Below are 21279 nucleotides of genomic sequence, written 5' to 3'. Positions count from 1 at the left end.
TTGCCCCCCCCACCCAGCCTTTGGCACCGCCCCCAGTGCCCAGTTTGCAATCTCCCCCCAGTAAGCCAGCTCTCCCTACTCCTCCTGCAAAGAAAGCGGCTCCAGCCCCCCGTTTGGCAGGGCCCCCTGGTCGAACAGCCAGTCCCAACAAAACCGCTGTCCCTGCCCCCGCTAAACCTAAGGTTAACCGTCCGGAAATTGTTAGTTTGAAGGATAATCGGGGTCAAGCCCGCTCCCCCGGTGACAGGGAAGAGAAGGTAGTGATCGCCGCTCCGGAACCACCTAAGCCCAAGGTAGAATTGCGCCGGCCCAAGCCCCCCCGGCCTGAAGAGGACGAAAACTTACCAGAATTGCTGGAATTTCCGCCCCTTAGTCGGGGCAAAGGGGTCGATGGGGACAACGATGCCGATGATGCTGATCTGCTCTCCACAGAGAAACCCAAGCCCAAGCTGAAGCGTCCTACTCCTCCGCGTTTGGGTAAACCAGATCAGTGGGAAGATGATGAAGACGAAAAAGCCAATAAGGCCAAAGCGGCCAACAAGGGCAAACGCCGGCCCAAAATGGACGACGATGACGATGACCTGGATATAGATGGGGATAATGGACCCAAGCCTACCCTGGTTAGTCTTTCCATTGCCCGTCCACCTAAACCAAAATCCTTGGCGGCCAAACCCAGCACCCCCACCGTGGCCAAGGTTAAAAAGCCCACCCTCAAATCCGAAGCGGGTAGTAGCGTTGGTGGTAGTTCCCGCAGTCGTGGCGATCGCCGGGACCGGAAGGAAGTGGTGCAAAAACCCGAAGTGATCATGTTGGACCGGAGCTTGACTGTCCGGGATCTGGCGGATCTATTAAAAATTTCCGAAACAGACATCATCAAACGGCTCTTCCTCAAAGGGGTGGCGGTGCAAATTACCCAAACCTTGGACGAAGAAACCGCCCGTATGGTGGCCGAATCCTTTGAAGTGGCCGTGGAAACCCCTGAAAGGGTCGCCGCCGCCGCTAAAACCACAGAAATGCTCGACGAAGCGGATCTGGACAACCTCGTACGTCGTCCCCCTGTGGTTACCATCATGGGTCACGTGGACCACGGTAAAACCACGTTGCTGGACTCCATCCGCAAAACCAAGGTGGCCCAAGGGGAAGCGGGGGGTATTACCCAGCACATTGGTGCCTACCACGTGGAAGTGGAGCACAACGACAAAACCGAACAGATTGTCTTCCTTGATACTCCTGGCCACGAAGCCTTTACCGCCATGCGGGCCCGGGGAGCCAAGGTTACGGACATTGCCATTCTGGTGGTAGCCGCCGATGATGGCGTCCAGCCCCAAACCAAAGAGGCCATTAGCCATGCCAAGGCCGCCGGGGTTCCCCTAATTGTGGCCATCAACAAAGTCGATAAACCTGAAGCCAATCCCGACCGCATTAAGCAGGAATTGTCCGAACTTGGCCTCCTGGCTGAAGAATGGGGGGGAGACACCATCATGGTGCCCGTCAGTGCCCTCAACGGAGATAACCTGGATGGCTTGCTCGAAATGATTCTGCTCGTATCGGAAGTGGAAGAACTCGTTGCTAATCCCAACCGTCAGGCTAAAGGCACCGTGATTGAGGCTAACCTAGACCGCACGAGGGGTCCTGTGGCTACCCTCTTGATCCAAAACGGTACTCTCCGAGTTGGGGATGCCATTGTGGTGGGGGCTGTGTACGGCAAAATCCGAGCCATGATCGACGACCGGGGCGACAAAGTCGAGGAAGCCAGTCCTTCCTTTGCAGTAGAGATCCTTGGCTTAGGGGATGTGCCCGCCGCCGGGGATGAATTTGAAGTCTTTACCAACGAAAAAGATGCCCGTCTGCAAGCGGAAGCCCGGGCCATGGAAGACCGTCAAACCCGTCTGCAACAGGCCATGTCTTCCCGTAAGGTTACCCTCAGCAGTATTTCGGCCCAGGCCCAGGAAGGGGAACTCAAGGAACTCAACATCATCCTCAAGGCAGACGTACAGGGTTCCTTGGGGGCTATTTTAGGCTCCTTGGAACAGTTACCCCAAGGGGAAGTACAGATCCGAGTCCTGTTGGCGTCCCCAGGGGAAGTAACGGAAACCGATGTGGATTTGGCCGCCGCCAGTGGAGCAATCATCATTGGCTTCAACACCACCTTGGCCAGTGGAGCCCGTCAGGCCGCCGACCAGGAAGGGGTGGACATTCGGGAATACGACATTATCTATAAGCTTCTGGATGACATCCAAGGAGCGATGGAAGGTCTCTTGGATCCCGAAGAAATTGAGTCTTCCCTGGGAACAGCGGAAGTGCGGGCTGTCTTCCCCGTGGGTCGGGGTAATATTGCCGGTTGTTACGTGCAATCAGGCAAAATTATCCGGAATCGTAACCTGCGGGTGCGCCGGGGTGACCAAGTGCTCTTTGAAGGCAACATCGATTCCCTCAAACGGATTAAGGAGGACGTGCGGGAAGTTAATGCTGGCTATGAGTGCGGCATTGGCTGTAGCAAGTTCAACGACTGGAAGGAAGGAGACATCATCGAAGCCTATGAAATGACCATGAAGCGTCGGACGTTGGCCACCTAGGATGTTGTTGCTCCAATTCAGCACTTCCCACTACTGCCGCAAAGCTAGGCTGGCCTTGGGTTATAAGGGCATTGTTTACCGAGTTAAAAATTTAACTCCCGGTTTCCATGCTCTGCAATTTAAACCCAAGACCGGTACCACTACGGTGCCAGTACTTTGTCCAGAACTCCCAGGACAACCGGAATGTATCAGTGATTCCAGCGAGATTTTCCGCTTTTTAGAGGAATTTTCCCCCGATCGCCGTTTATTTCCCCTGGAAGCGGAACAGAGATTGAGGGCGGAGTGGCTGGAGGATTGGTTGGATGAAAGCATTGGTACGGCAACCCGGTTTGTTTATTACGATTACCGAGCTGGGGCAGGCAAGGCCATTGACCCATCCCTTGCCAGTCAGATGGTCATTCAAATTGTCCGCCGTCAGTACAACATCAATGGCACCACCGTTGCCCTAGCGAAAAAACGATTGGCCCTGGCTTTCCGGGTTCTATCTGTTTGGCAAGATCAGCCCTATCTTTGTGGTGACCAGTTGACCATAGCAGACCTAACGGCCGCCGCTTTGCTTAGTCCCTTGGCATTGTTACTGGAATATCGAGAGTCCGTACCTTGGTTGTTTGAGCGCATCAAGGAAATCCATTTAATTTGTGGGGAACCGTTGCCGCCGGGTCTGGATTAAGGAGCGTCAAAAACTGGGTGTGCCAGAAAGTTTTAATCACCCCTTTTGCTTGCCAGGGCCAAACCAACTTTCCACCACGGGGAAAAAACATCCGGCCATGACAAGGGCGATCGCCATTGTTTCCCTTTTTCAAAGGTTTGCTAGTTTTAAGGGAAAGAATCTGAACAATTTTTGGAATTGCCTGTGCCACAGTTGATATCTGTTCCCAACCTGTCCACCGATGTCCGCATTGGCCAAACCTTTCCTTTGGGGGCAACGGTCTATGCCGACGGGGTTAATTTCTGCCTGTTTTCCAAGCATGCGGAAAAAGTGACCCTATTATTGTTCGATCGCCCGAATGATCCGGCACCGGCCCGAACCATTGAGCTTCATCGAGGGCAAAATCGGACTTTCTACTACTGGCATATTTTTGTGGAAGGTTTAAAGGCGGGGCAGGTTTACGCTTACCGTGTTGATGGCTCCCACGAACCGGAAAAGGGCCATCGGTTTGACCCGGACAAAGTTTTGCTCGACCCCTACGCCAAGGCGATCGCCGGTAAGGATATTTACGACCGCAAAGCAGCCATGGCCCCCGGAGATAACTGCGCCCAGGCCCTACGCAGCGTGGTGGTGAACACCAGTGTGTACGACTGGGAGGATGACCATGCCCCCCGCACGCCCTACGCCGCCAGCATTATCTACGAACTCCACGTTGGGGGCTTTACCCGCAACCCTAATTCGGGTTTAAGCGAAAGCAAACGGGGCACCTATGCAGGATTAATTGAAAAAATTCCCTACCTCAAGGAATTGGGCATTACAGCGGTGGAATTATTACCGGTGCATTATTTTGACCCTGAAGATGCCCAACCAGGGCTGACCAACTATTGGGGTTATAGTACCATCAGCTTTTTTGCGCCCCACCAAGGCTACAGTGCTGCCGATGATCCCCTGGAAGTGGTAGACGAATTTCGGGACATGGTCAAAGCCCTGCACAAAGCGGGCATAGAGGTAATTTTAGATGTGGTGTTTAACCACACTGCGGAGGGCAACGAAAATGGCCCCACCCTTTCCTTCCGGGGCATTGATAACAGAACCTATTACATCCTCGATGAAGATAAAAGTTCCTACAGCAACTACAGCGGTTGCGGTAATAGCGTTAAGGCTAATCACCCCGTGGTGGGGGGTCTAATCCTTGATTCCCTGCGCTACTGGGTATCGGAAATGCATGTGGATGGCTTTCGCTTTGATTTGGCTTCCGTACTGGTGCGAGATACCAAAGGAGTGCCCCTCCATGGTAGTGAAATTGCCACCGCCAACATCATCTGGGCGATCGAATCTGACCCGATTTTAGCCGGTACTAAATTGATCGCCGAAGCTTGGGATGCGGCGGGACTGTACAGCGTCGGTAAATTTGTGGAGTTGGCAGACTGGTTTGCGGAATGGAATGGTCCTTTTCGGGACGATGTGCGTCGCTTTGTCAAAGGGGATAATGGCGCAGTGCCAGCATTGGCTAGCCGCCTACTAGGTAGCCCCGACATTTACTATCGCCAAGATACGGATATTAACCGCAGTATCAACTTTGTCACCTGCCATGATGGTTTTACCCTGGTAGACTTGGTTTCCTACAACGAAAAACACAACGAAGCCAACGGAGAAAAGAACCGAGACGGGACCAATGATAATTTCAGTTGGAACTGTGGCGTGGAAGGGGAAACCGATGACCCCAAAATTAATCAACTGCGACTGCGGCAAATTAAAAACTTTCTAACTATTTTATTCTTTTCCCAGGGTACGCCGATGTTGCTGATGGGAGATCCGGTGGGCAGAACCCAGCAGGGCAATAATAACGGCTATTGCCAAGATAACGAACTAAGTTGGTTCGACTGGAGTGGCGAAGAAACCCACAGCGATGAAACTCACTTTTTGCGGGGCATTATTGCTTTGACCCAAAGCCTATCCCTATTTCTTGAGGAAAGTTTATTGCCGGTGTTAAATTTCGCCTTACCCCGCTTTCCTGACGAAAATGAAGGCTCCGATGGGGATGGCCAGGACGGGGAAGAACTCGTTTATAAACCTCTCCCTCCAGTGGACGAAGCGGCTCTGCGGGAAATGTATCTTAAAGCAACTAAGGATTTACCGGGCTCCTGCGTGGTTTGGCATGGAGTGAAACTAGCCCAGCCCGATTGGTCTTACACTTCTCATACTTTGGCGGTCACCCTATTCCATCCAGGAGCGGAGGAAATTCTCCATCTGATCTTTAATGCCTATTGGGAACCGCTGAATTTTGAATTGCCCCCTCTAAACGATGGTTTGATTTGGCATCGACTGGTGGATACCTACTTACCAACTCCGTTGGATTTCCAGGAGCCGGCGATCGCCTCTCCGGTTGAGGGAGAAACATATTGGGTTCAGCCCCGTTCTTCTGTGGTGTTAATGGCAAAATAGTCTAATTTACTGAGTTTTTGCCCAATTAACTTTTTAGCCCATTGGAACCATGAGATTAATCAAACAAATTGTGGCTTTTCTTTTGCTTTCCCTGGGAATTCCCCTGGGGCTCTACTGTGTGGTGGAAATTTTCGACTCCACTAAGTCCCAGGAAGACCGGGATGGAGCGGCGGCGGCTCTGATGATTTTTTCCCTGCCCATGAGTGCCCTGGGGGGTGGGCTACTCTGGAGTGCGGTCCATGATGGCAGAAAGCAACAACAACAAATCACTATGGCGACCTCGGAGAACCTCAGAAAAATTTTCTTCCAAATTCTGGAGGAAAATAAAAACACCATTACGGTTTTACAGTTTTGCAAGGCCGCAGAAATTGATGGTAAGGAAGCCAAAGAATATTTGGACCAAAAGGCGATTGAGTTCAATGCCACATTTGAAGCTAGTGAGTCCGGTGGTATTATTTATAAATTTCCCTAAATTTGAACAATGTAGTTTATCTAACATTGTTACACTCGCTTTTTTGGAAATCTCTAGCAATCTTAGCATTAAATATGTAATTATAGTTATACTTATTTCAAATAAGAGTGAAGCACTAAACGATGCAATAAGACCGAATCACTTCATCAAGAGATGTTCCGACAGGGGCATACATTCTGATTCTTTTTAACGCACTAAAATCATGCTCAATATCATTTAAATCAGGAGAGTACTTCGGTAAAAATACAACCTCATGACCGGCTTCTTTAACCAATTCTTTAATGGCATTTTTACGATGAATGGAAGCATTATCCATTGTTAAGACTGATGGAATGCTGAGTGATGCTAAAAGATACACTCTCAACCATCCTTCAAAGCCTTCTGCATTCAAGCTTTCTGTAAAGATCATTGGTGCAATTATAGTTAATTAGTACAACTATGAGGCACTAGACTATGCAATAATCTTCAATAACTTTATCTATGCTAGTACCAGGAAGTGTGTGCATTCTCGCTCTCTTTAATGCACTAAAATCATGCTCTATATAGCTAAATTAGCTATAAGTCTCAATATTTAGCTAGAGCTGGTTATACTCAAACTAACTAGTGTCAATTAGAGCAGGATCCACGCCAACAAATTCTGACCCTGGAGGCCATCTCCACTAGGAAAACCCAATTTGGTCAAAAATATGAAATTATTGTTTTTCTCAAAGGTCCTAACGGTAAGTGTCTCAATGTGAAAACTATTTGGATTGTTACAGAGACCGATACTCGCCTTGTCACTCTCTTAACCGCATAACTTCGTATAGCAATATGATTTACCCACTCTTTTCAAAAGTAATGTTAACGGAAGATATTCCTGAGTATGGTTTGACCCGGTATCAAACTGGTGTTGTGGTTGAGCATTATTCGGGTTTAAATGGTCAAGAATATGGTTACAGCATTGAGGGATTAATTCCGAATGACACGGTAGAAGTTACAGAATATCAGATTCAAAAAGTGGCAAAAAAATAATACGCTTCCCGCATTTTACTCATATTAAATCAGAGCGAAATAACAAAGGTTTAAATGGGCAAAAAATGTTCATATGAGTTCAACAAAGACCAATAATAAAATTTTCTATGATAATAAAAGCGAAAATGACAATTTAGGTATTTAAACTAAATATTTAAAATAGTCTTAATTGTGAAAATTTTACGCAATTTATAGTTATCGATAAATGCTATTTGTTTTTCTTGTACCTCCCAGATAATCTTTATAAAAACGTCTTCATGGATTCACAAAACTCTTCTTTTTCTCCGGCGGTTTATTTTGTTGGGGCGGGCCCCGGTGATCCGGATTTATTGACCATTAAGGGGCAAAAGCTTTTGCAGGCGGCGGATTTAGTCCTCTATGCCGATTCCCTGGTGCCCAAACAAATGTTGGCGGACGTCAGACCCCAGGCGGAATGTGTTGCCACCGGGAATAAAACCTTGGAAACCATTGTGCCTTTGATGATCACAGCGGTGCGCCAAGGCAAGATTGTGGTGCGGCTCCATTCCGGTGATCTCACTCTCTACAGCGCCATCCACGAACAAATGCAAGCTCTGGGGGAAGCGGATATTCCCTTTGTTTGTGTGCCGGGCATTAGCGCCTTTCAAGCGGCGGCGGCGATCTTAAACTGTGAACTTACGGTGCCTGATCTCGTGCAAACCATTGTGCTAACCCGCATTAGTGGTGCGGCTTCGGCGGTGCCAGAACGGGAAGAATTAGCAAGTTTGGCTTATCACCAAGCTAGCCTGGGATTATATTTGGCGGCGCGCCATGTGGAAAAAGCTCAGAACCAATTGTTAGAGCATTATCTCGGCGACACTCCCGTAGCGGTTTGTTTTCGGGTGGGTTGGCCCGATGAAAAGATTTGGTTAGTGCCCTTGGCAGAAATGGCAGCCTTAAGTTTGCGGGAAAATTTAATCCGCACCACCCTTTACCTGATTAGCCCAGCTTTAAAGACCAATTTACCCAGGCGATCGCGCCTTTATCATCCCGACCATAGCCATTTATTCCGCCCAGTCCGTCCCCTATTGTGACAACCAGTTAAGTCTGAGGATATTTTTGCTTTCATACCTTGTTTTCTTCCTGAGGGAAGTTAGGATTAGTGGTGGGAGTTATTCCCTCCAAAAAGAATTAGTATTTTCTCCTCCCCATGAGTTGGATTCCCCCCTACCGTCCCCAACAATTGTCCCTGGGCCCCCTGGAGCAGGAAATTTTACAAATTATCTGGCAATTGGGCCAGGCCACGGTGAAAGATATCCATGATCGCATTTTGAGCGACCCTGATCGGGAGTTGGCCTATTCGTCGGTGACCACAGTGCTAAATCGACTTACCAAAAAGGGTTGGTTAGTGTGCCATCGCCAGGGCAAGGCTTTCATTTGGACAGCAAGGGTGAGCGCGGAGCAGGCTAAGGCAGTACAGTCCTATGAGCAGTTGCAACAATTTTTGGCCATTAGTAACCCGGATGTGGTGGCGGCCTTTGCTGATAGTTTGGACACCGCCAGCATTGACCAGTTAACGGCGATCGCCGATCGTTTGCGGGCGGCCCGACAACAGCGACAGGAGGAGAAATAATGCACAGTATTTTGTTTGCCATTGCAGTTTTAATTGCCTTTGGCCTGCGTTGGGCCATTCGTTGCTGGCCGGGCGGATTGTCTTGGTCCATAGCGTTAGGCTTTTTTGCCCTTCCCCCCCTACTGTTGATTACCACTAGCATGGCGATCGCCTGGATGGGTTGTGGTTGGATGTTTGGCTTCCCCGCTAGCATGGGCAGTCACTTTCTCGCTTGGCTATTTTTGCTCTGGACAGCAGTTTGTGTTGCCAACCTTACCTGGCAAACTTGGCAAACGTTGGCGGCGGTAAAAGTTCACCCCTTGGCCGATTGGCAGGGACAAAAAATTCGTCTTTTGGATACTCCTTTTCCCTACAGTGCCCAGGTGGGATTATGGTCACCGGAACTGGTGGTAAGTCAGGGTTTATTGAAATTGCTGTCTCCGGAACAGGTAAATGCGGTCTTAGCCCATGAAAATGCCCATCGTTTTTACCGGGATACTTGGACGTTTTTCTGGTTGGGATGCCTGCGTCGCCTAACTTTTTGGCTACCGGAAACGGAATCTTTATGGCAGGAATTACTGTGGCAGAGGGAATGTCGAGCCGATCGCCATGGGGCAAAAAACTGTGATCCCTTGGTGCTGGCGGAAGCCCTGGCCCTAGTGGCCCAAAATTCCATGGTGGCCAATCCTATTCCCTTGGCAGTGCCCTTCTCCGGTCAGCAAGACCGCTTACTAGCCCGCATTGACCATTTACTAGGTTTCTCCATTACCCCGAATTCCCACCGTTTAGCTAGCTGGGTTGGAGCTTTCCTCCTGCTGGCGATCGCCATTTTGCCCCTGATTTTGATTCCTTTACATATAAAGTAAGTTCAAGCTATTCAGGTGAGATTTTAAGTAATACCAAATTTTAAAATGATAGATACGATTCCTAATCCCCCCGCCTATCGGCTTCCCCCCTTCTCAAGGGGTGCTAGGGGGGATATCTCTTGATACGTCGCTGGAATTTAACGAATTGGTATAACAATTATCACTCCTGTAAAAGTTCCCAAGATCATTTCTCTTAAGACATCTAAGAATTTTTTTAACATGGCCACTGCCTTAGAAACTAATCAACCAGCCCCGACTTTCTCCGCCCCCAATGCTGAGGGGAAAACAATTTCCTCCGATGATTTTTTGGGACAGTGGTTAGTCCTTTATTTTTACCCCAAAGACAACACCCCCGGTTGCACCACTGAAGCGATAGGTTTTAGCGAAAAGTTACCGGAATTTACAGATCTAAATGCTGTTGTTGTCGGTGTTAGTCCGGATTCGGAAAAAAGTCACGGCAAATTTATTGACAAGCATAATTTAACCGTTCAACTGCTCAGTGATCCGGAACACGAATTAGCGGCAGCCTATGGCGCTTGGGGACCGAAAAAGTTTATGGGCAAAGAGTATGAAGGCATTCTTCGTTCTACTTTTTTGATCAATCCCCAGGGGAATATTGCCCACATTTGGCCTAATGTGCGGGTTAAGGGCCACGCAGAAAAGGTATTGGAGAAATTGCAACAGTTGAATAGCGCTGATTAGTTAATTGTTTATGCAAAAATCACTTTCGGGCAAGCAAATCCTTCAGCCTTGGCAGAGTTTCAGCGTTAACCTAATCGATTTTTATCGGCATCGATTGCTAAATTGGTTAACCCTTGGTTTGATTTGCTTCAGTTTAAATGCCTGTCAAAGTGCCCTGCCCCCTTTGGAATTTGCCCCTGACGGTGCGGTGGTACAGCAAGTAATTACTTTCCAACTTAATCGTACCCAAACTGCCCTGAGCCAACATTTAAACGCCCCGACCCCAGATTTTGAAATTAGTAAAATCAATGTCAAAAATATTGAGGCGATCGCCGTGGATAATTTACCGGCCTATCACCTCACTGGGGGATATGACTTAAAGTTAATTCTGCCCCGGCAAACAGTGACCCAAAAACAGAATCCCTTTGATGTTTACCTGCAACGGCAAAGTGAGGGCAAAAGTTGGCGGTTGTTAAAAAAAGACATTGACCCCCGCACTAACGAGGAAAAATGGGGCAGTTATCTAGTAGAGCTACAAGCAACGGAGCCCGAAAGTTAACTAAGTTGACGGGTTAAAAACTAAAATTCACCTTGGCTAGACAGAATTAGCAATTAACTTTGGCTTTCCCACCATTGCCCGTCTAAGAATTTTCCAGCCATGTTTCCACACTTTTCACCTTTTCATCCATGGTTTGGGGGCGATCAGTGCGGGTACCAAAACGCATGCTGGAAGTAATGCGGGGGGCTCCCAGGGCATGAACAGCTTCATGACAAGCCTTAACTGCGGCAAAAACTTCGTCCCAATCCCCTTCAATGTTGGTGCCGTAGGCATGCATGGTATGTTTCAGCCCCGCTTCTGTCAACACTTTCTGGCAAGCAGCCACATATTGACCCACAGAAACCCCCACACCCAGGGGGACAACACATAAATCTACAATCACGTTCATAGCGTTCACTCGTCGGTAATGGCTGACGACAATCTCAAATTTCCCTAGATTTTGACATACTCCCGCCGTCAATTGGGGAGTAGGGCTAGCTGTTGACATGGGCATTGGGTTTGGAGTCCCCATAGAACCATGGCCCACCAAGGCTGAGAAAGTCCGCAACAAGTCGTTAAATTTCTGCGCTTGCATTGGCCTTATTCTGAAGGGATAAGGCTTAACCGAGGAGGGCTTGCCGTTATCAATCTCCATGGCACGGTGGAGCTCTCCCTGAATCGATTCAAGGAACTCAATTATCATGCTTAGCAAAATTTTATACGCAGATTCTGGCACCAGCCAAACCCAAGAAATGCTCAAGGTCATGATGGATTTTCCGGCGGTGCAAAAGGCATCAATCACCATTTTGCACGTGGTTCCGCCCCAAATTACCACGGAGGCATTTACGGAAAAATGGGCCGAGGGGGGTAAGATCCTGGCGGATTTGTTGGAAGATGTGGCCATCGAGCCCAGTAAGGTTTCTACCGTGTTGCGCCAAGGGGATCCCAAGGGGGTGGTGTGTGATGTGGCCAATGAAATTGATGCGGACCTAATTATTATGGGTTCCCGGGGCTTGAAGCGGTTGGAAGCCATTCTAGAAAATTCCGTTAGTCAGTATGTATTTCAACTGACCAATCACCCCATGTTGTTGGTGAAGGACGATATTTACGTTAAGCGCATTAAACGGGTCATGGTGGCCCTGGATAAGTCAGCGGCGGCGGAGTATGCGTTGGAACTAGCCCTGGAGCTTTTGCGGGATTATCCGGAAGGGGAATTAATTCTAGCTCGGGTGAACCCTGACCTCAAACCGGATCTACTACCCCTTTCCCGGCAAGAAATTGAGGAAAATCCCGTCCTAGCTCCGGCGATCGCCAAGGCGAAGCGCTTGGGTATTGCCTATCGTTGCACCGTAACGGGGGGTAAGCCAGGGGAAAAACTATGCGAATTGGCGGAGGATTACAATGCTGACTTGATGCTGTTGGGTTCCCCCGATCGCCGGCCCTCCATTGCCAAGAGTTTGCCGGACTTGGACCGACTATTGGGCACTTCCCTGTCGGACTATATTCGGGTCAATGCCCCCTGTCCGGTGTTACTAACTCGCAAAGAAGGGATCTAATTTCAATTAAAGGCGAAATATTTACCCAGGGTTTAACTATCGGCAAAAAAAGGGGCTGGATCAACTCCGCCCCTGACTCTGTTCTGTTTGACAATTTGACAATGGTTAACCAAGGCTTAGCTTTCGCTTTGTTTCCCGGTTTGAATAAACAGGATCAACAGGAAAACCGTTGGCACCAACACAAATAAAATACTTGCTATAAAGCCGAGATTATTAACTTGCATAGCCTAAACTGCCTCGATCTTAAATTTGGCTCAATACCCTACCTAGAATAGCATTGGTGGGTCATCGCCCTGGGGCAATGGCTGAAGGGCTGGCCAAACTTTTTGCTCCGCCTTCTCCGCCTAATTTTACTATCCACCACCACTTACCATGGTCGCTATTATCTACAGCGCAGAGTTTTTGCGCCACGAAACTGGCCCCACCCACCCCGAGTGTCCGGCCCGACTGACGGCGATCGCCACTGCTTTACGGAAGATGCCCGGAGCGAATTACCTCCATTGGCAAAAGCCTTCCCCGGTGACGTGGAATTTAGATTCATACATCCTCCGATGCCATAGCCAGGAATATTTAAACAAATTGGCGAAATTGGCTGAGCTAGGGGGCGGTTCCCTCGATGCCGATACCCATGTTTCTCCCCAGAGCTATGATGTAGCCCGCTTGGCGGTGCGGGCCTGGCTAGATGGGGTTGACCATGTCTTAAATCAACGGGAGGCGGTGTTTGTGTTGGCCCGTCCCCCTGGGCACCATGCTATTCGTAACACGGGTATGGGTTTTTGTTTGCTCAACAATGTGGCGATCGCCGCCCATTACGCCTTAACTAGACCAGGGGTGGAGCGGGTAGCCATCGTAGATTGGGACGTACACCATGGCAATGGCACTGAAGCATTGGTGGACCATAACCCCCGGATTTTCTATTGTTCCCTGCACCAATTTCCCTGCTATCCCGGCACAGGGGCCGCTGGCGATCGGGGTCAACACGACAATGTGCTTAATATTCCCCTCAAACCAGGGGGGGATGGCAAAGTTTATCGGGAGGCGTTTGAAAATAAAGCTCTCCCGTTTTTACGGCAAGTGAAGCCGGATTTACTCTTGGTGAGTGCTGGTTATGATGCTAACCACTCCGATCCCTTGGCTTATATGAACCTAATTCCGGAGGATTACGGCATGATGACCCATTATCTGATGGAAATATCTCCCTATCCGGTTTTAGGACTGGAAGGGGGCTACCATTTGCCGACCCTGGCCAAATCCGTGGTGGAAACCCTCAAGCCTTTATTGTTTTAAGAGAGTTTGACCCCGGCAAGGTTTGGAATCCGTGGGGCGAGTTTTGCTCTGTCCTCCTTTGGGTCTGTGGGAGACTTTTATTCTTTTTTTCCTAAACTTCAGGGAGATTTTTGACAACAGAGAACAGCTAGAGTTTTTTCCGTTGGGACTCTCCCCAATAACCCATCAACTTATAGGCTAGTTTAGCGGTAGAAAATTCCGACACCACCGAGCCTCGCACCGGGGCCAGTTCCATCAAGTCGCAACCAATTACTTGCTTGGTTTGAAAAAGACGGCGGAAAAATTTTAACCCTTCATACCAACCTAGTCCCCCCGGTTCAGGGGTGCCGACCCCCGGCATAAACCCCGGATCAAAACCGTCCATATCAATGGTGAGAAAGACTTTTTGTGTGGTGATGCTGGCGATCGCCTGGTCAATCCAATGGGGATTATCGGCCATTTCCCTGGCCCAAAACACAGGAATATTTTTTTCCCGAATCAAATCTGCCTCTTCCTGACAAATGGCCCGGATGGCGATCGGTAAAGTGGGCAAGCCCAATTCCAACACCCGACGCATTACACAGGCATGGTTATGTTGGGAACCTTCAAATTTGTCCCGCATATCCCCATGGGCGTCAATTTGCACCACCGTAAACGGTTCCGATGTCCCCCTTTGCATAGCGCGCACCACCCCAGTGGTAATGGCATGTTCCCCACCAATCGCCACCACAAATTTACCGTCTTCCACAAAGGGGCCAATGCCGTCACAAACCTCCGTTACCATTGCTTCTCCAGCCAAAGCGGGATGCTTATTGCTATCCGCCAGGGGAGCACAGGTGTAAATGCCCAAATCATGACAAGGGGAAGTGCCCAACTCTTCGTCATAGGCTTCCAACTGGTCCGAAGCTTCTAGCACCGCCTCAGGGCCATGCTCACAGCCCTTACGGTAGGAAGTAGTTGCCTCATAGGGAATGGGCACCACCACCACAGCAGCATCCGCATAGGAGGTAATAGCTTCCGACTCCAGAAACTGTTTGGGCCCAGAGGTAAATTTATTAGGACTATGCATCTATTTTTCTAAGTTATTTTGCCCTGTAATTACCTTGGCGGACTGAATCTTGTCCCCCTGTTTGATCTTCAGCACTACGTCCATACCCTGGGTGACGTAACCAAACACAGCATAATCACCGTCTAAAAATCCCGTTTCATCGGACAGGGTGAAATAAAACTGGGAAGAAGCGGAGTCTAACATTTGGGAGCGGGCCATGGCCACAGCGCCGGTTTTGTGGGGCAGCATCACCGGAAATCCAGCTTGATTGCCCAAGGCTCGACTGTAGACCGGGGTTTCTGGTGCATTTTCTACTGCAGGGTCCACCTTAATCTCCAAGGGAATATTGCGGGGACGTTGGGTGTTTTTATCCACATAACCCCCCGTACCGTCACCTTTGGGGTCTCCCCCCTGGGCCACAAAACCATCTACCACCCTGTGGAAAGTTAAACTGTTGTAGAAGCCCTGTTCCACTAAGTCAACAAAGTTACCGGCGGTAATCGGCGCATTTTCCCCATCCACTTCAATGATGATTGGTTGGCCATTAACCATCATTTCCACAGTGGCTTTGCCATTTAAGCGAGGCTTATAGTCTTTATATGGATCCGTTGTTACCTGGGCCACTGGGCTGTTGGTTTCCGTGGGGGAAGGCTCGGCTGAAGAATTGGCAGAGGGCTGATTGCAGGCAGTCAGTAAAATGTTGACGATAAAAAAGATGCCCACAAACCAAGTGGCTCGGCTGATATTCGGTAAAATCCTCATAAAATCTAATCTCCGTAATTGCTAATGGCAAATGCCTTTCATCGTTTATGTAAATTAACCAACTTTAAAGTCCTTGTTAGGAACCTTAGTCCACTTTAGATAACTTTCTAGGGGAAATGGGGACCAATTGAACATAACAAACCCCCGTTTCTGCCCTGAATTTGGTGTTCTTGGTAGTGAAATCTGACAGCACGGGAATGGCAATTTACAAACCTTCTAGGGGTACTCCTAGAAAGCGGGCTAACTCAGCCCCCTGGTTTTCCAATTGGGAGAGCGAAATGGGTTGGCCGGCCCTGGTGAGGGGAATATCTCTTCGCTGTTTGACTTTGAGGTATAGGGAGCGTTTGGGGTTAACGCCTTCTTTAATTTCTGCCTTTACCGCCTGGACATCGGCAATTTTATTGATCAACTCAATGCGGCGGTTCTTGCCAGGGAAGCCCCAACGGAAAATGGTCACTTGCCCTGACTTTTTATTGAATTCGTTGTAACCACTGCCGACATTTAGAGCCATGGTTAGCCAGAGATAGCCTGCCACTGTGCTGCCGGCCACACCGTAGAAAAGTAGCGCCACACCCTGGGGAATAAACTGCAGTCCGGTGGTGTCACTAACAATCAAAAGATTTTTGCCAAAGTAGCTAGAAAGGCCGGCCAACAGGAAACCGACACCACCAATGGTAGAAATTCCAGCCCAGAAAAAGTTGCTGAAGCGGCGGGCTCCCAATACTTCTTGGCGCAAAACTTGGGAAGATTCTGCGAGCGTCTGTCCACCCATGTATTTCTCTAACAATAATTACAACGAAACTAACCATTGAATTTTACCCCATCAGGGCTAGGGGCTAGGATGATAGGGCGATCGCCTTGGGGGGACTTGGGTCTAATTTCTTTGAAATTTTGGTGGTCGGGGGGTTTTTCAAACGGTCCCAGCAGGGGGAATACGGAGGCAATAACTTTTTTCATCTCCCCAACGCCCCTGGGTTAACCAAGGGGGATAATTATCCGTTATCACTTGCACCGGCCCTAACTGGGCCAATTGTCGAGCCCGACGGTAATGAAAACTACGTTGGAGCCCGTTGTCTATTTGCTGGGCCAATGTTGATTCCTCTCCGGCGATCGCCATCATTGCCCCGGAAGATAGGTACAAAACGTAATGGGGTTGGGTTCCTGGGACTGGCACTAGGAAGCAAAGACCAATGTTACCAACTAAGCCAAGATTATTAAGGGTTTCAGCCACAAATTCTTCGGTTAGTTTTTCTCCCACCAAGTCACTCACCCGATCGCCCCTACCCACCAAAGCCAGGCAAGGGGTTTTGGCATACCAATGGGATACCTGCAGGCGATCGCCAAGGCGATAACGGTATAGTCCCCCCAAAGTGGAAATAATTAATTGATAAGTTTGCCCTGTTTGCACTTTGCACAAGTCAACAATGGTGCCATCAGCGGTCATAAATTCCAACACAATTTGGTTCACTAAGGGCACAAATCCCCCAGCTTTAATTAGAGGAATAGTAATGGGAGCTTCCGTGGCCAATAAGCCTTTTCCTTGGATAAATACTCCGGGAAAATAAGTCTGTAAAGCCCTAGCTGGTTCCCTGGCAAATAATTGATCCCAACAGGAAATTAGTTTTAATTTTGGCCAGATTTTTAGCCAATCAATGGGATCTGTTTCTAGTGCTTTTCGTCTTGTGTCATCCAGACGATCGCCAAGGGCCGTGATCAGGGCCTGACGGTGCTGGGCCATAAACGTTAATTGCACTGTCAAAAAAGTTGGACTCCAAAGGGAAATAATTTCTAAGTCTGGATTTTGCAATAAAGCTAAGGCCAAAGCCCAACGAAAAGTGTCTCCGTCAGGAAAATGATTACCTACCCGCACCAAAAAATGACCACTAAGCCAGCGCAGAGGCCCCGTCAAATAGTCCGTGTCATCAATGCCTCCAGGGCGATCGCCAAAGGTAGGAGAAACACAAGCATAGGTTTTACCTGTGCGAAAATCTGGGCCATGGTGGAGCAGGTCATAGGCCCAAACCGCAAACATGGAGGTAAATGCAGTCAGTAAACCATGGGTGTAGGGAATTTGTTTAATCGCGCCAGAACTGCCCGAAGTTTGTTGCCAATAATGAATCTTTTCGTTGGTAATTATTGATTGTTTAGGTGAGGTTTGCTGTTGTTCTAACCAGGAAAAAAAATCATCATAGCTAACTACGGGAATAGCCGACCAAGGAGAGTCTTTAGTGATCCCCAAAGATTGGCCATAACGGGTGTGAGTTAGGCGCTGAATAATTTTAGTTTTTAACCGCTCTTGTTCAACGTCAGGCTGATGTAATGCTTTATTAAAACTATTAAAAGCTGGTTGCAATAGATACTTGCTAGCCCTTAAAAGGAAATTATGCATTAGGAACGGCTTAATTTGATCATTCCTTCTTATGAAGGGCTGGGGCAAACTAACTCCCACTTTAAGCTTTGCTAATAATTGCTAATAGCTAATAATGGGAATCCACTCAAAACTATCCACAATGCCTTGGTAATAATCGTTGATCGTTTCCCGGGGATAGGGCGCAACGCCAGTTTCTTCATCAAACCAACGCTCGTAAATTTCCACCGCTGCGGTCTGATCGCTGATTACCCCTTCCATATATTTGACTAGGCTGTAGTTGACCAAATTGCGCCAGTCAGAATCATCTTTGGGTAATAAACAGGCATAGGCTTCGTACTGATAGGGAAAATTAGGCACCACTTTCCACTGTTGGGGATTATCAGAGGTTTTTTTCAATCCTGCCAAAACAATGCCATCCCCAGCAAAAGCTTCGATTTCTCCAGCTTCAAGCTTGGCCATGCCATCGGCCTGGTCTTTAACTTCAACGATGGTTGCCCCCGGTTGAAAGTCGAGAATAGCTTTGGCATTGGTGGTGTCGGGAATAACCCCGATCGCCCGGCCCGCTAGGGAATCGGCGGATTCTAGATCACTATCTACCCCGGTCATGATTTTGGTGCCATCGGCAAAGTAACTGACCGAAAAATCCACCACTGCCGTTCTATTCCAGGTGAAGGTGGAAGAAGCACATTCTAAATCAATGGTCTGATTGGTAATCAAGTCAAAACGATTATCGGCGGTGGCTTCCACCATGTTTAACTTGATTGGTTTACCCAGTCTGACTTCCGCTTCCTGGCGAATCAATTCCAGCAGATCAATGGAAAAACCCACCCATTGCCCCTGGTCATCAACGTAGGCGAAGGGCACCGCATCCTTTCTAGTGCCGGCATTAATCACCCCCGTTTGTTCAATGCGGTCCAATACTTCCCCTGCCCAACTGGGTAAGCTCGCGGCTCCACTGAGTAATACAGACAAGGCTAAACAGGCAAATTTTTTCATTGGTCAACTCCTAGCACCAATTTCCCAAGACTATGGAGGGGGCAATGAAGTTTCAATTAATTGGGACCAGAAACCACAGCGGCCTATGGCTCTAATCAATGGCACACTAGAAAAAGAGAGTTAGGGCGGGAGTTGCGGATTCCTGTCACAGGGAATCTGAGGAAAGTCCGGGCTTCCCAAAGGCCAAACTTGCTGGGTAACGCCCAGTGCGCGCGAGCGTGAGGATAGTGCCACAGAAAAATACCGCCCTTTTTAGAAAACAGCAACCAGTAAACAGTTAACAGAGTTTTTCTGCTGACTAACTGGTAACTGACCACTGAAAAGGGTAAGGGTGCAAAGGTGCGGTAAGAGCGCACCAGCAGTATCGAGAGGTACTGGCTCGGTAAACCCCGGTTGGAAGCAAGGTCGGAGGGGCAAAGGTTGGTCTTTTTCCTGCCCCATGATTGGTGGAACCGCTTGAGGAATTTGGTAACAAATTTCCCAGATAGATAACTCCCCAAGGGTGCCTCGCATCCTGGAACAGAACCCGGCTTACGACTAACTCTCTTTTTTCTTTGAAGGGTTTGCCCGTGCAAATCCAGAAAATTTGTTATTTGTCGTTGATTGTTTGTCGAACTAGAGCAGAGTGAAAGTCAGAAAGATTCAAGAAGGGCCTGGCTGGCGCTGGGGCTTTGATCCCAATGCCGAGACTTTTCCTTTTTTGCTGGGGTCAGAGGATTGGGCTTTGGAGTTGACCCAAGATGAGTTTGCCGATTTCCATCGCTTGAGTAGGGAGTTGGCCCAGACCGTCACGGCGATCGCCGACGAGTTAATGGAGGAGGAAAAAATTTGTTGCGAACTGAGTAGTGAATTGGTGTGGATAGAAATTGAGGGTTATGCCCACGCCTATGAATTGAGGTTTATTTTGTGCCAGGGGCGTAAAGCAGAGGGCGGCTGGCCACCGGCGATGGTACCGGCATTGTTAAACAGTTTGCAGTCCTTTGACCCAGGGGAAACCTAAACCCACGGTGAACGTCCAAAACCCAGGGGTGGAGGATGAATTTCTGACCTTAGCGACCCAAACAGATTGCCCCAATTCGCTACACTAGCTTTATTGGGTTGACAATCTTCCCCTGCTTTCTTCCCTAAGCTTGCCTGTTAGCGATTATGGTTCGTTTGCCCATGGTATTCCCTCAACGTTTTTCCCCCTCCCATTTGCTATCTCGTCACTGGGGTTGGTTGGCGGTCGCCATGGCCTCCCTAGGGAGCTTGTCTTCCCTGCCCGTCAACGTCAATTCCTCGGTGGTGGCCCAAACGGCCCCTTCTAGTCCCATGACCGTCCGCTCTGATATCCAAGAGGCCAATTCCCAAACGGGGGTGGTGACCGCTAGGGGAAACGTTCAGGTTTACTATCCTGCGCGGAATTTGCAAGCAACGGCGGCCCAGGCCCAATATTTTTCCCAGGAGAGACGTTTAGTCCTTAGTGGCAACGTCTATGTGCTCCAGGACGGCAACAGCATGCGGGCGGAAACCATGACCTATTTAGTGGACGAAGGGCGTTTTGTTGCTAACCCCCAAGCAAATCAACAGGTGGAATCCATTTATCTAGTGGAAGAGTCCCAAAGTCCAGCCGGCCCCGCCCCCACTGGTCCCAATCCCCTCCCCGGTGATACCCTGCCAGATTTGCCGCCCCTGGGTTCTTAGCTGTGGGATACTAACGGCATTCGGTGACAGGCTTTTTAGCGAGAACGGCGATCGTGACCTTAGTTTTAGAAAATATCCATAAACTCTACGGCAAGCGTTGTGTGGTCAATCGGGTCAACGCCCAGGTCGCTCCCGGAGAAATTGTCGGCTTACTCGGGCCTAACGGAGCGGGAAAAACCACCACTTTTTACATTGCCACGGGATTGGTAAAGCCGAATACAGGGCGGGTGTGGCTCCACCAGCGGGACATAACTAATTTGCCCCTGAACCAGCGGGCCCATCTCGGTTTAGGTTACCTGACTCAACAAGCCAGCGTCTTTCGGCAGTTGAGTGTGCGGGATAACATTCTCCTTGCCCTAGAACAAACAGGGGTTTCGCCTCCCCTACGGAAACATCGGCTTGAGCAGTTATTGGCGGAATTCCGCCTGGAAAAAGTGGCTAACACCCAAGGTTCGCAAATTTCTGGGGGAGAACGGCGGCGCACTGAGTTAGCCCGGGCCCTGGCGATCGGGGTGGAAGGACCACAATTTTTGCTTTTAGATGAACCTTTTGCGGGGGTTGACCCCATTGCCGTGGCGGAAATTCAAACTATCATTGCCCAGTTGCGGGAACGAAATATGGGCATTTTAATCACCGACCATAATGTGCGGGAAACCCTAGCTATTACTAACCGGGGTTACATTATGCGGGACGGGCAAATTCTGGCTTCCGGTAGTGCCGGGGAGTTATCGGAAAATCCCTTGGTACGACAATATTATTTGGGTGAAAAATTCCAGTTGTAAGTACTCA

Annotated in this window: 23 protein-coding genes, 1 other RNA gene and 2 pseudogenes; 18 read left to right on the top strand and 8 right to left on the bottom strand. The window is 49.1% G+C overall.

Features of this window, described 5'->3' with window-relative positions:
- From infB to BWK47_RS00435, 5 genes are all read left to right on the top strand, one after another.
- Nucleotides 1-2576, top strand: a 2576-nt coding sequence (gene infB, locus BWK47_RS00450) for a translation initiation factor IF-2 (protein ID WP_237269720.1), incomplete at its 5' end; no start/stop codon positions are given.
- Nucleotide 2577: 1 nt separating this feature from the next.
- On the top strand, nt 2578-3246 hold the full coding sequence (locus BWK47_RS00445; RefSeq protein WP_162327147.1) for a glutathione S-transferase family protein: 669 nt from the start codon (nt 2578-2580) through the stop codon (nt 3244-3246).
- On the top strand, nt 3215-3442 hold the full coding sequence (locus tag BWK47_RS16765) for a hypothetical protein (protein WP_204250438.1): 228 nt from the start codon (nt 3215-3217) through the stop codon (nt 3440-3442). Before BWK47_RS00445 ends, BWK47_RS16765 begins: the two co-directional genes overlap by 32 nt.
- Nucleotides 3430-5670: a glycogen debranching protein GlgX gene (glgX, locus tag BWK47_RS00440; RefSeq protein ID WP_162327146.1), complete on the top strand. Its 2241-nt coding sequence runs from the start codon at nt 3430-3432 to the stop codon at nt 5668-5670. Before BWK47_RS16765 ends, glgX begins: the two co-directional genes overlap by 13 nt.
- 49 nt (nt 5671-5719) lie before the next feature.
- Nucleotides 5720-6142: a hypothetical protein gene (locus BWK47_RS00435; RefSeq protein ID WP_010871329.1), complete on the top strand. Its 423-nt coding sequence runs from the start codon at nt 5720-5722 to the stop codon at nt 6140-6142.
- A gap of 115 nt (nt 6143-6257) precedes the next feature.
- On the opposite strand, the pseudogene BWK47_RS00430 reads toward BWK47_RS00435, so the two are convergent.
- Nucleotides 6258-6563, bottom strand: a pseudogene (locus BWK47_RS00430) (transposase); the annotation flags it as partial.
- A 207-nt stretch (nt 6564-6770) separates the two neighbouring features.
- On the opposite strand from BWK47_RS00430, the pseudogene BWK47_RS17355 reads away from it, so the two are divergent.
- From BWK47_RS17355 to BWK47_RS00400, 7 genes and pseudogenes are all read left to right on the top strand, one after another.
- A pseudogene (locus BWK47_RS17355) lies at nt 6771-6938 on the top strand (DUF6883 domain-containing protein); the annotation flags it as partial.
- 41 nt (nt 6939-6979) lie between these two features.
- Nucleotides 6980-7153, top strand: a complete 174-nt coding sequence (locus BWK47_RS00425) for a hypothetical protein (protein WP_204250437.1) — start codon at nt 6980-6982, stop codon at nt 7151-7153.
- 257 nt (nt 7154-7410) lie between these two features.
- Entirely contained in the window at nt 7411-8205 is a 795-nt protein-coding gene (gene cobM / locus BWK47_RS00420) for a precorrin-4 C(11)-methyltransferase (RefSeq protein ID WP_162327144.1), read from the top strand.
- Nucleotides 8206-8321: 116 nt separating this feature from the next.
- Complete coding sequence (locus BWK47_RS00415) at nt 8322-8744, top strand: BlaI/MecI/CopY family transcriptional regulator (protein ID WP_162327143.1); 423 nt, start codon at nt 8322-8324, stop codon at nt 8742-8744.
- Nucleotides 8744-9589 carry a M56 family metallopeptidase gene (locus BWK47_RS00410; RefSeq protein ID WP_162327142.1) on the top strand — a complete coding sequence of 282 codons (846 nt, stop codon included), beginning with the start codon at nt 8744-8746 and terminating at the stop codon, nt 9587-9589. Before BWK47_RS00415 ends, BWK47_RS00410 begins: the two co-directional genes overlap by 1 nt.
- Nucleotides 9590-9808: 219 nt before the next feature.
- Nucleotides 9809-10291: a thioredoxin-dependent thiol peroxidase gene (gene bcp, locus BWK47_RS00405; RefSeq protein WP_162327141.1), complete on the top strand. Its 483-nt coding sequence runs from the start codon at nt 9809-9811 to the stop codon at nt 10289-10291.
- 10 nt (nt 10292-10301) lie between these two features.
- A complete protein-coding gene (locus tag BWK47_RS00400; protein ID WP_162327140.1) occupies nt 10302-10829 on the top strand; it encodes a hypothetical protein in 528 nt (175 codons plus the stop codon).
- Nucleotides 10830-10911: 82 nt separating this feature from the next.
- Here BWK47_RS00400 and BWK47_RS00395 read toward each other — a convergent pair whose 3' ends face one another.
- Complete coding sequence (locus BWK47_RS00395; RefSeq protein WP_204250436.1) at nt 10912-11316, bottom strand: MTH1187 family thiamine-binding protein; 405 nt, start codon at nt 11314-11316, stop codon at nt 10912-10914.
- 193 nt (nt 11317-11509) lie between these two features.
- Here BWK47_RS00395 and BWK47_RS00390 point away from each other — a divergent pair, with 193 nt between their 5' ends.
- Nucleotides 11510-12364: a universal stress protein gene (locus tag BWK47_RS00390; protein ID WP_162327139.1), complete on the top strand. Its 855-nt coding sequence runs from the start codon at nt 11510-11512 to the stop codon at nt 12362-12364.
- Between the two features lie 116 nt (nt 12365-12480).
- Here the strand turns inward: BWK47_RS00390 and psbM are convergent, their stop codons facing one another.
- On the bottom strand, nt 12481-12588 hold the full coding sequence (psbM, locus tag BWK47_RS00385) for a photosystem II reaction center protein PsbM (RefSeq protein WP_010871338.1): 108 nt from the start codon (nt 12586-12588) through the stop codon (nt 12481-12483).
- A gap of 148 nt (nt 12589-12736) precedes the next feature.
- Here psbM and BWK47_RS00380 point away from each other — a divergent pair, with 148 nt between their 5' ends.
- On the top strand, nt 12737-13651 hold the full coding sequence (locus tag BWK47_RS00380) for a histone deacetylase family protein (protein ID WP_162327138.1): 915 nt from the start codon (nt 12737-12739) through the stop codon (nt 13649-13651).
- Nucleotides 13652-13778: 127 nt separating this feature from the next.
- Here BWK47_RS00380 and speB read toward each other — a convergent pair whose 3' ends face one another.
- The 5 genes from speB to BWK47_RS00355 all read right to left on the bottom strand — a co-directional run bounded on the left by speB (nt 13779) and on the right by BWK47_RS00355 (nt 18807).
- The gene (gene speB, locus BWK47_RS00375; RefSeq protein ID WP_162327137.1) at nt 13779-14699 is read right to left on the bottom strand and encodes an agmatinase; all 921 of its coding nucleotides are present in this window, start codon (nt 14697-14699) and stop codon (nt 13779-13781) included.
- A complete protein-coding gene (locus tag BWK47_RS00370; RefSeq protein ID WP_162327136.1) occupies nt 14700-15440 on the bottom strand; it encodes a peptidylprolyl isomerase in 741 nt (246 codons plus the stop codon). It lies immediately after the preceding gene.
- A gap of 205 nt (nt 15441-15645) precedes the next feature.
- Nucleotides 15646-16212, bottom strand: coding sequence for a photosystem I assembly protein Ycf4 (locus BWK47_RS00365; RefSeq protein ID WP_010871342.1), 567 nt, complete (start codon nt 16210-16212; stop codon nt 15646-15648).
- Nucleotides 16213-16350: 138 nt separating this feature from the next.
- Nucleotides 16351-17829, bottom strand: coding sequence for a GH3 family domain-containing protein (locus BWK47_RS00360; RefSeq protein WP_237269719.1), 1479 nt, complete (start codon nt 17827-17829; stop codon nt 16351-16353).
- Between the two features lie 81 nt (nt 17830-17910).
- Nucleotides 17911-18807: an amino acid ABC transporter substrate-binding protein gene (locus tag BWK47_RS00355; protein WP_162327134.1), complete on the bottom strand. Its 897-nt coding sequence runs from the start codon at nt 18805-18807 to the stop codon at nt 17911-17913.
- 115 nt (nt 18808-18922) lie between these two features.
- Here BWK47_RS00355 and rnpB point away from each other — a divergent pair.
- The 4 genes from rnpB (at nt 18923) to lptB (ending at nt 21272) form a co-directional block, all read left to right on the top strand.
- An RNA gene (gene rnpB, locus BWK47_RS00350) (RNase P RNA component class A) lies at nt 18923-19357 on the top strand.
- Between the two features lie 75 nt (nt 19358-19432).
- Entirely contained in the window at nt 19433-19807 is a 375-nt protein-coding gene (locus BWK47_RS00345; RefSeq protein WP_162327133.1) for a DUF1818 family protein, read from the top strand.
- 146 nt (nt 19808-19953) lie between these two features.
- Nucleotides 19954-20490 carry an LptA/OstA family protein gene (locus BWK47_RS00340; protein WP_162327132.1) on the top strand — a complete coding sequence of 179 codons (537 nt, stop codon included), beginning with the start codon at nt 19954-19956 and terminating at the stop codon, nt 20488-20490.
- A gap of 23 nt (nt 20491-20513) precedes the next feature.
- Nucleotides 20514-21272, top strand: a complete 759-nt coding sequence (gene lptB, locus BWK47_RS00335; protein WP_204250435.1) for an LPS export ABC transporter ATP-binding protein — start codon at nt 20514-20516, stop codon at nt 21270-21272.
- Nucleotides 21273-21279: the final 7 nt, after the last annotated feature.

The organism is Synechocystis sp. CACIAM 05 (genome assembly GCF_010222815.1).
Taxonomy (GTDB): Bacteria; Cyanobacteriota; Cyanobacteriia; order Cyanobacteriales; family Microcystaceae; genus Synechocystis.
Note: the sequence above shows the minus strand (reverse complement) of the source record. Positions and strands in the feature narration are given on the sequence as shown.

What these genes read in the sequence shown, in the direction of transcription:
- BWK47_RS00445 (WP_162327147.1), top strand. Translation starts at nt 2,578, where the DNA reads ATGTTGTTGCTCCAATTCAGCACTTCCCACTACTGCCGCAAAGCTAGG.
- BWK47_RS00435 (WP_010871329.1), top strand. Translation starts at nt 5,720, where the DNA reads ATGAGATTAATCAAACAAATTGTGGCTTTTCTTTTGCTTTCCCTGGGA.
- BWK47_RS00425 (WP_204250437.1), top strand. Translation starts at nt 6,980, where the DNA reads ATGTTAACGGAAGATATTCCTGAGTATGGTTTGACCCGGTATCAAACT.
- cobM (WP_162327144.1), top strand. Translation starts at nt 7,411, where the DNA reads ATGGATTCACAAAACTCTTCTTTTTCTCCGGCGGTTTATTTTGTTGGG.
- BWK47_RS00415 (WP_162327143.1), top strand. Translation starts at nt 8,322, where the DNA reads ATGAGTTGGATTCCCCCCTACCGTCCCCAACAATTGTCCCTGGGCCCC.
- BWK47_RS00410 (WP_162327142.1), top strand. Translation starts at nt 8,744, where the DNA reads ATGCACAGTATTTTGTTTGCCATTGCAGTTTTAATTGCCTTTGGCCTG.
- bcp (WP_162327141.1), top strand. Translation starts at nt 9,809, where the DNA reads ATGGCCACTGCCTTAGAAACTAATCAACCAGCCCCGACTTTCTCCGCC.
- BWK47_RS00400 (WP_162327140.1), top strand. Translation starts at nt 10,302, where the DNA reads ATGCAAAAATCACTTTCGGGCAAGCAAATCCTTCAGCCTTGGCAGAGT.
- BWK47_RS00395 (WP_204250436.1), bottom strand. Translation starts at nt 11,316, where the DNA reads ATGTCAACAGCTAGCCCTACTCCCCAATTGACGGCGGGAGTATGTCAA.
- BWK47_RS00390 (WP_162327139.1), top strand. Translation starts at nt 11,510, where the DNA reads ATGCTTAGCAAAATTTTATACGCAGATTCTGGCACCAGCCAAACCCAA.
- psbM (WP_010871338.1), bottom strand. Translation starts at nt 12,588, where the DNA reads ATGCAAGTTAATAATCTCGGCTTTATAGCAAGTATTTTATTTGTGTTG.
- BWK47_RS00380 (WP_162327138.1), top strand. Translation starts at nt 12,737, where the DNA reads ATGGTCGCTATTATCTACAGCGCAGAGTTTTTGCGCCACGAAACTGGC.
- speB (WP_162327137.1), bottom strand. Translation starts at nt 14,699, where the DNA reads ATGCATAGTCCTAATAAATTTACCTCTGGGCCCAAACAGTTTCTGGAG.
- BWK47_RS00370 (WP_162327136.1), bottom strand. Translation starts at nt 15,440, where the DNA reads ATGAGGATTTTACCGAATATCAGCCGAGCCACTTGGTTTGTGGGCATC.
- BWK47_RS00365 (WP_010871342.1), bottom strand. Translation starts at nt 16,212, where the DNA reads ATGGGTGGACAGACGCTCGCAGAATCTTCCCAAGTTTTGCGCCAAGAA.
- BWK47_RS00360 (WP_237269719.1), bottom strand. Translation starts at nt 17,829, where the DNA reads ATGCATAATTTCCTTTTAAGGGCTAGCAAGTATCTATTGCAACCAGCT.
- BWK47_RS00355 (WP_162327134.1), bottom strand. Translation starts at nt 18,807, where the DNA reads ATGAAAAAATTTGCCTGTTTAGCCTTGTCTGTATTACTCAGTGGAGCC.
- BWK47_RS00340 (WP_162327132.1), top strand. Translation starts at nt 19,954, where the DNA reads ATGGTTCGTTTGCCCATGGTATTCCCTCAACGTTTTTCCCCCTCCCAT.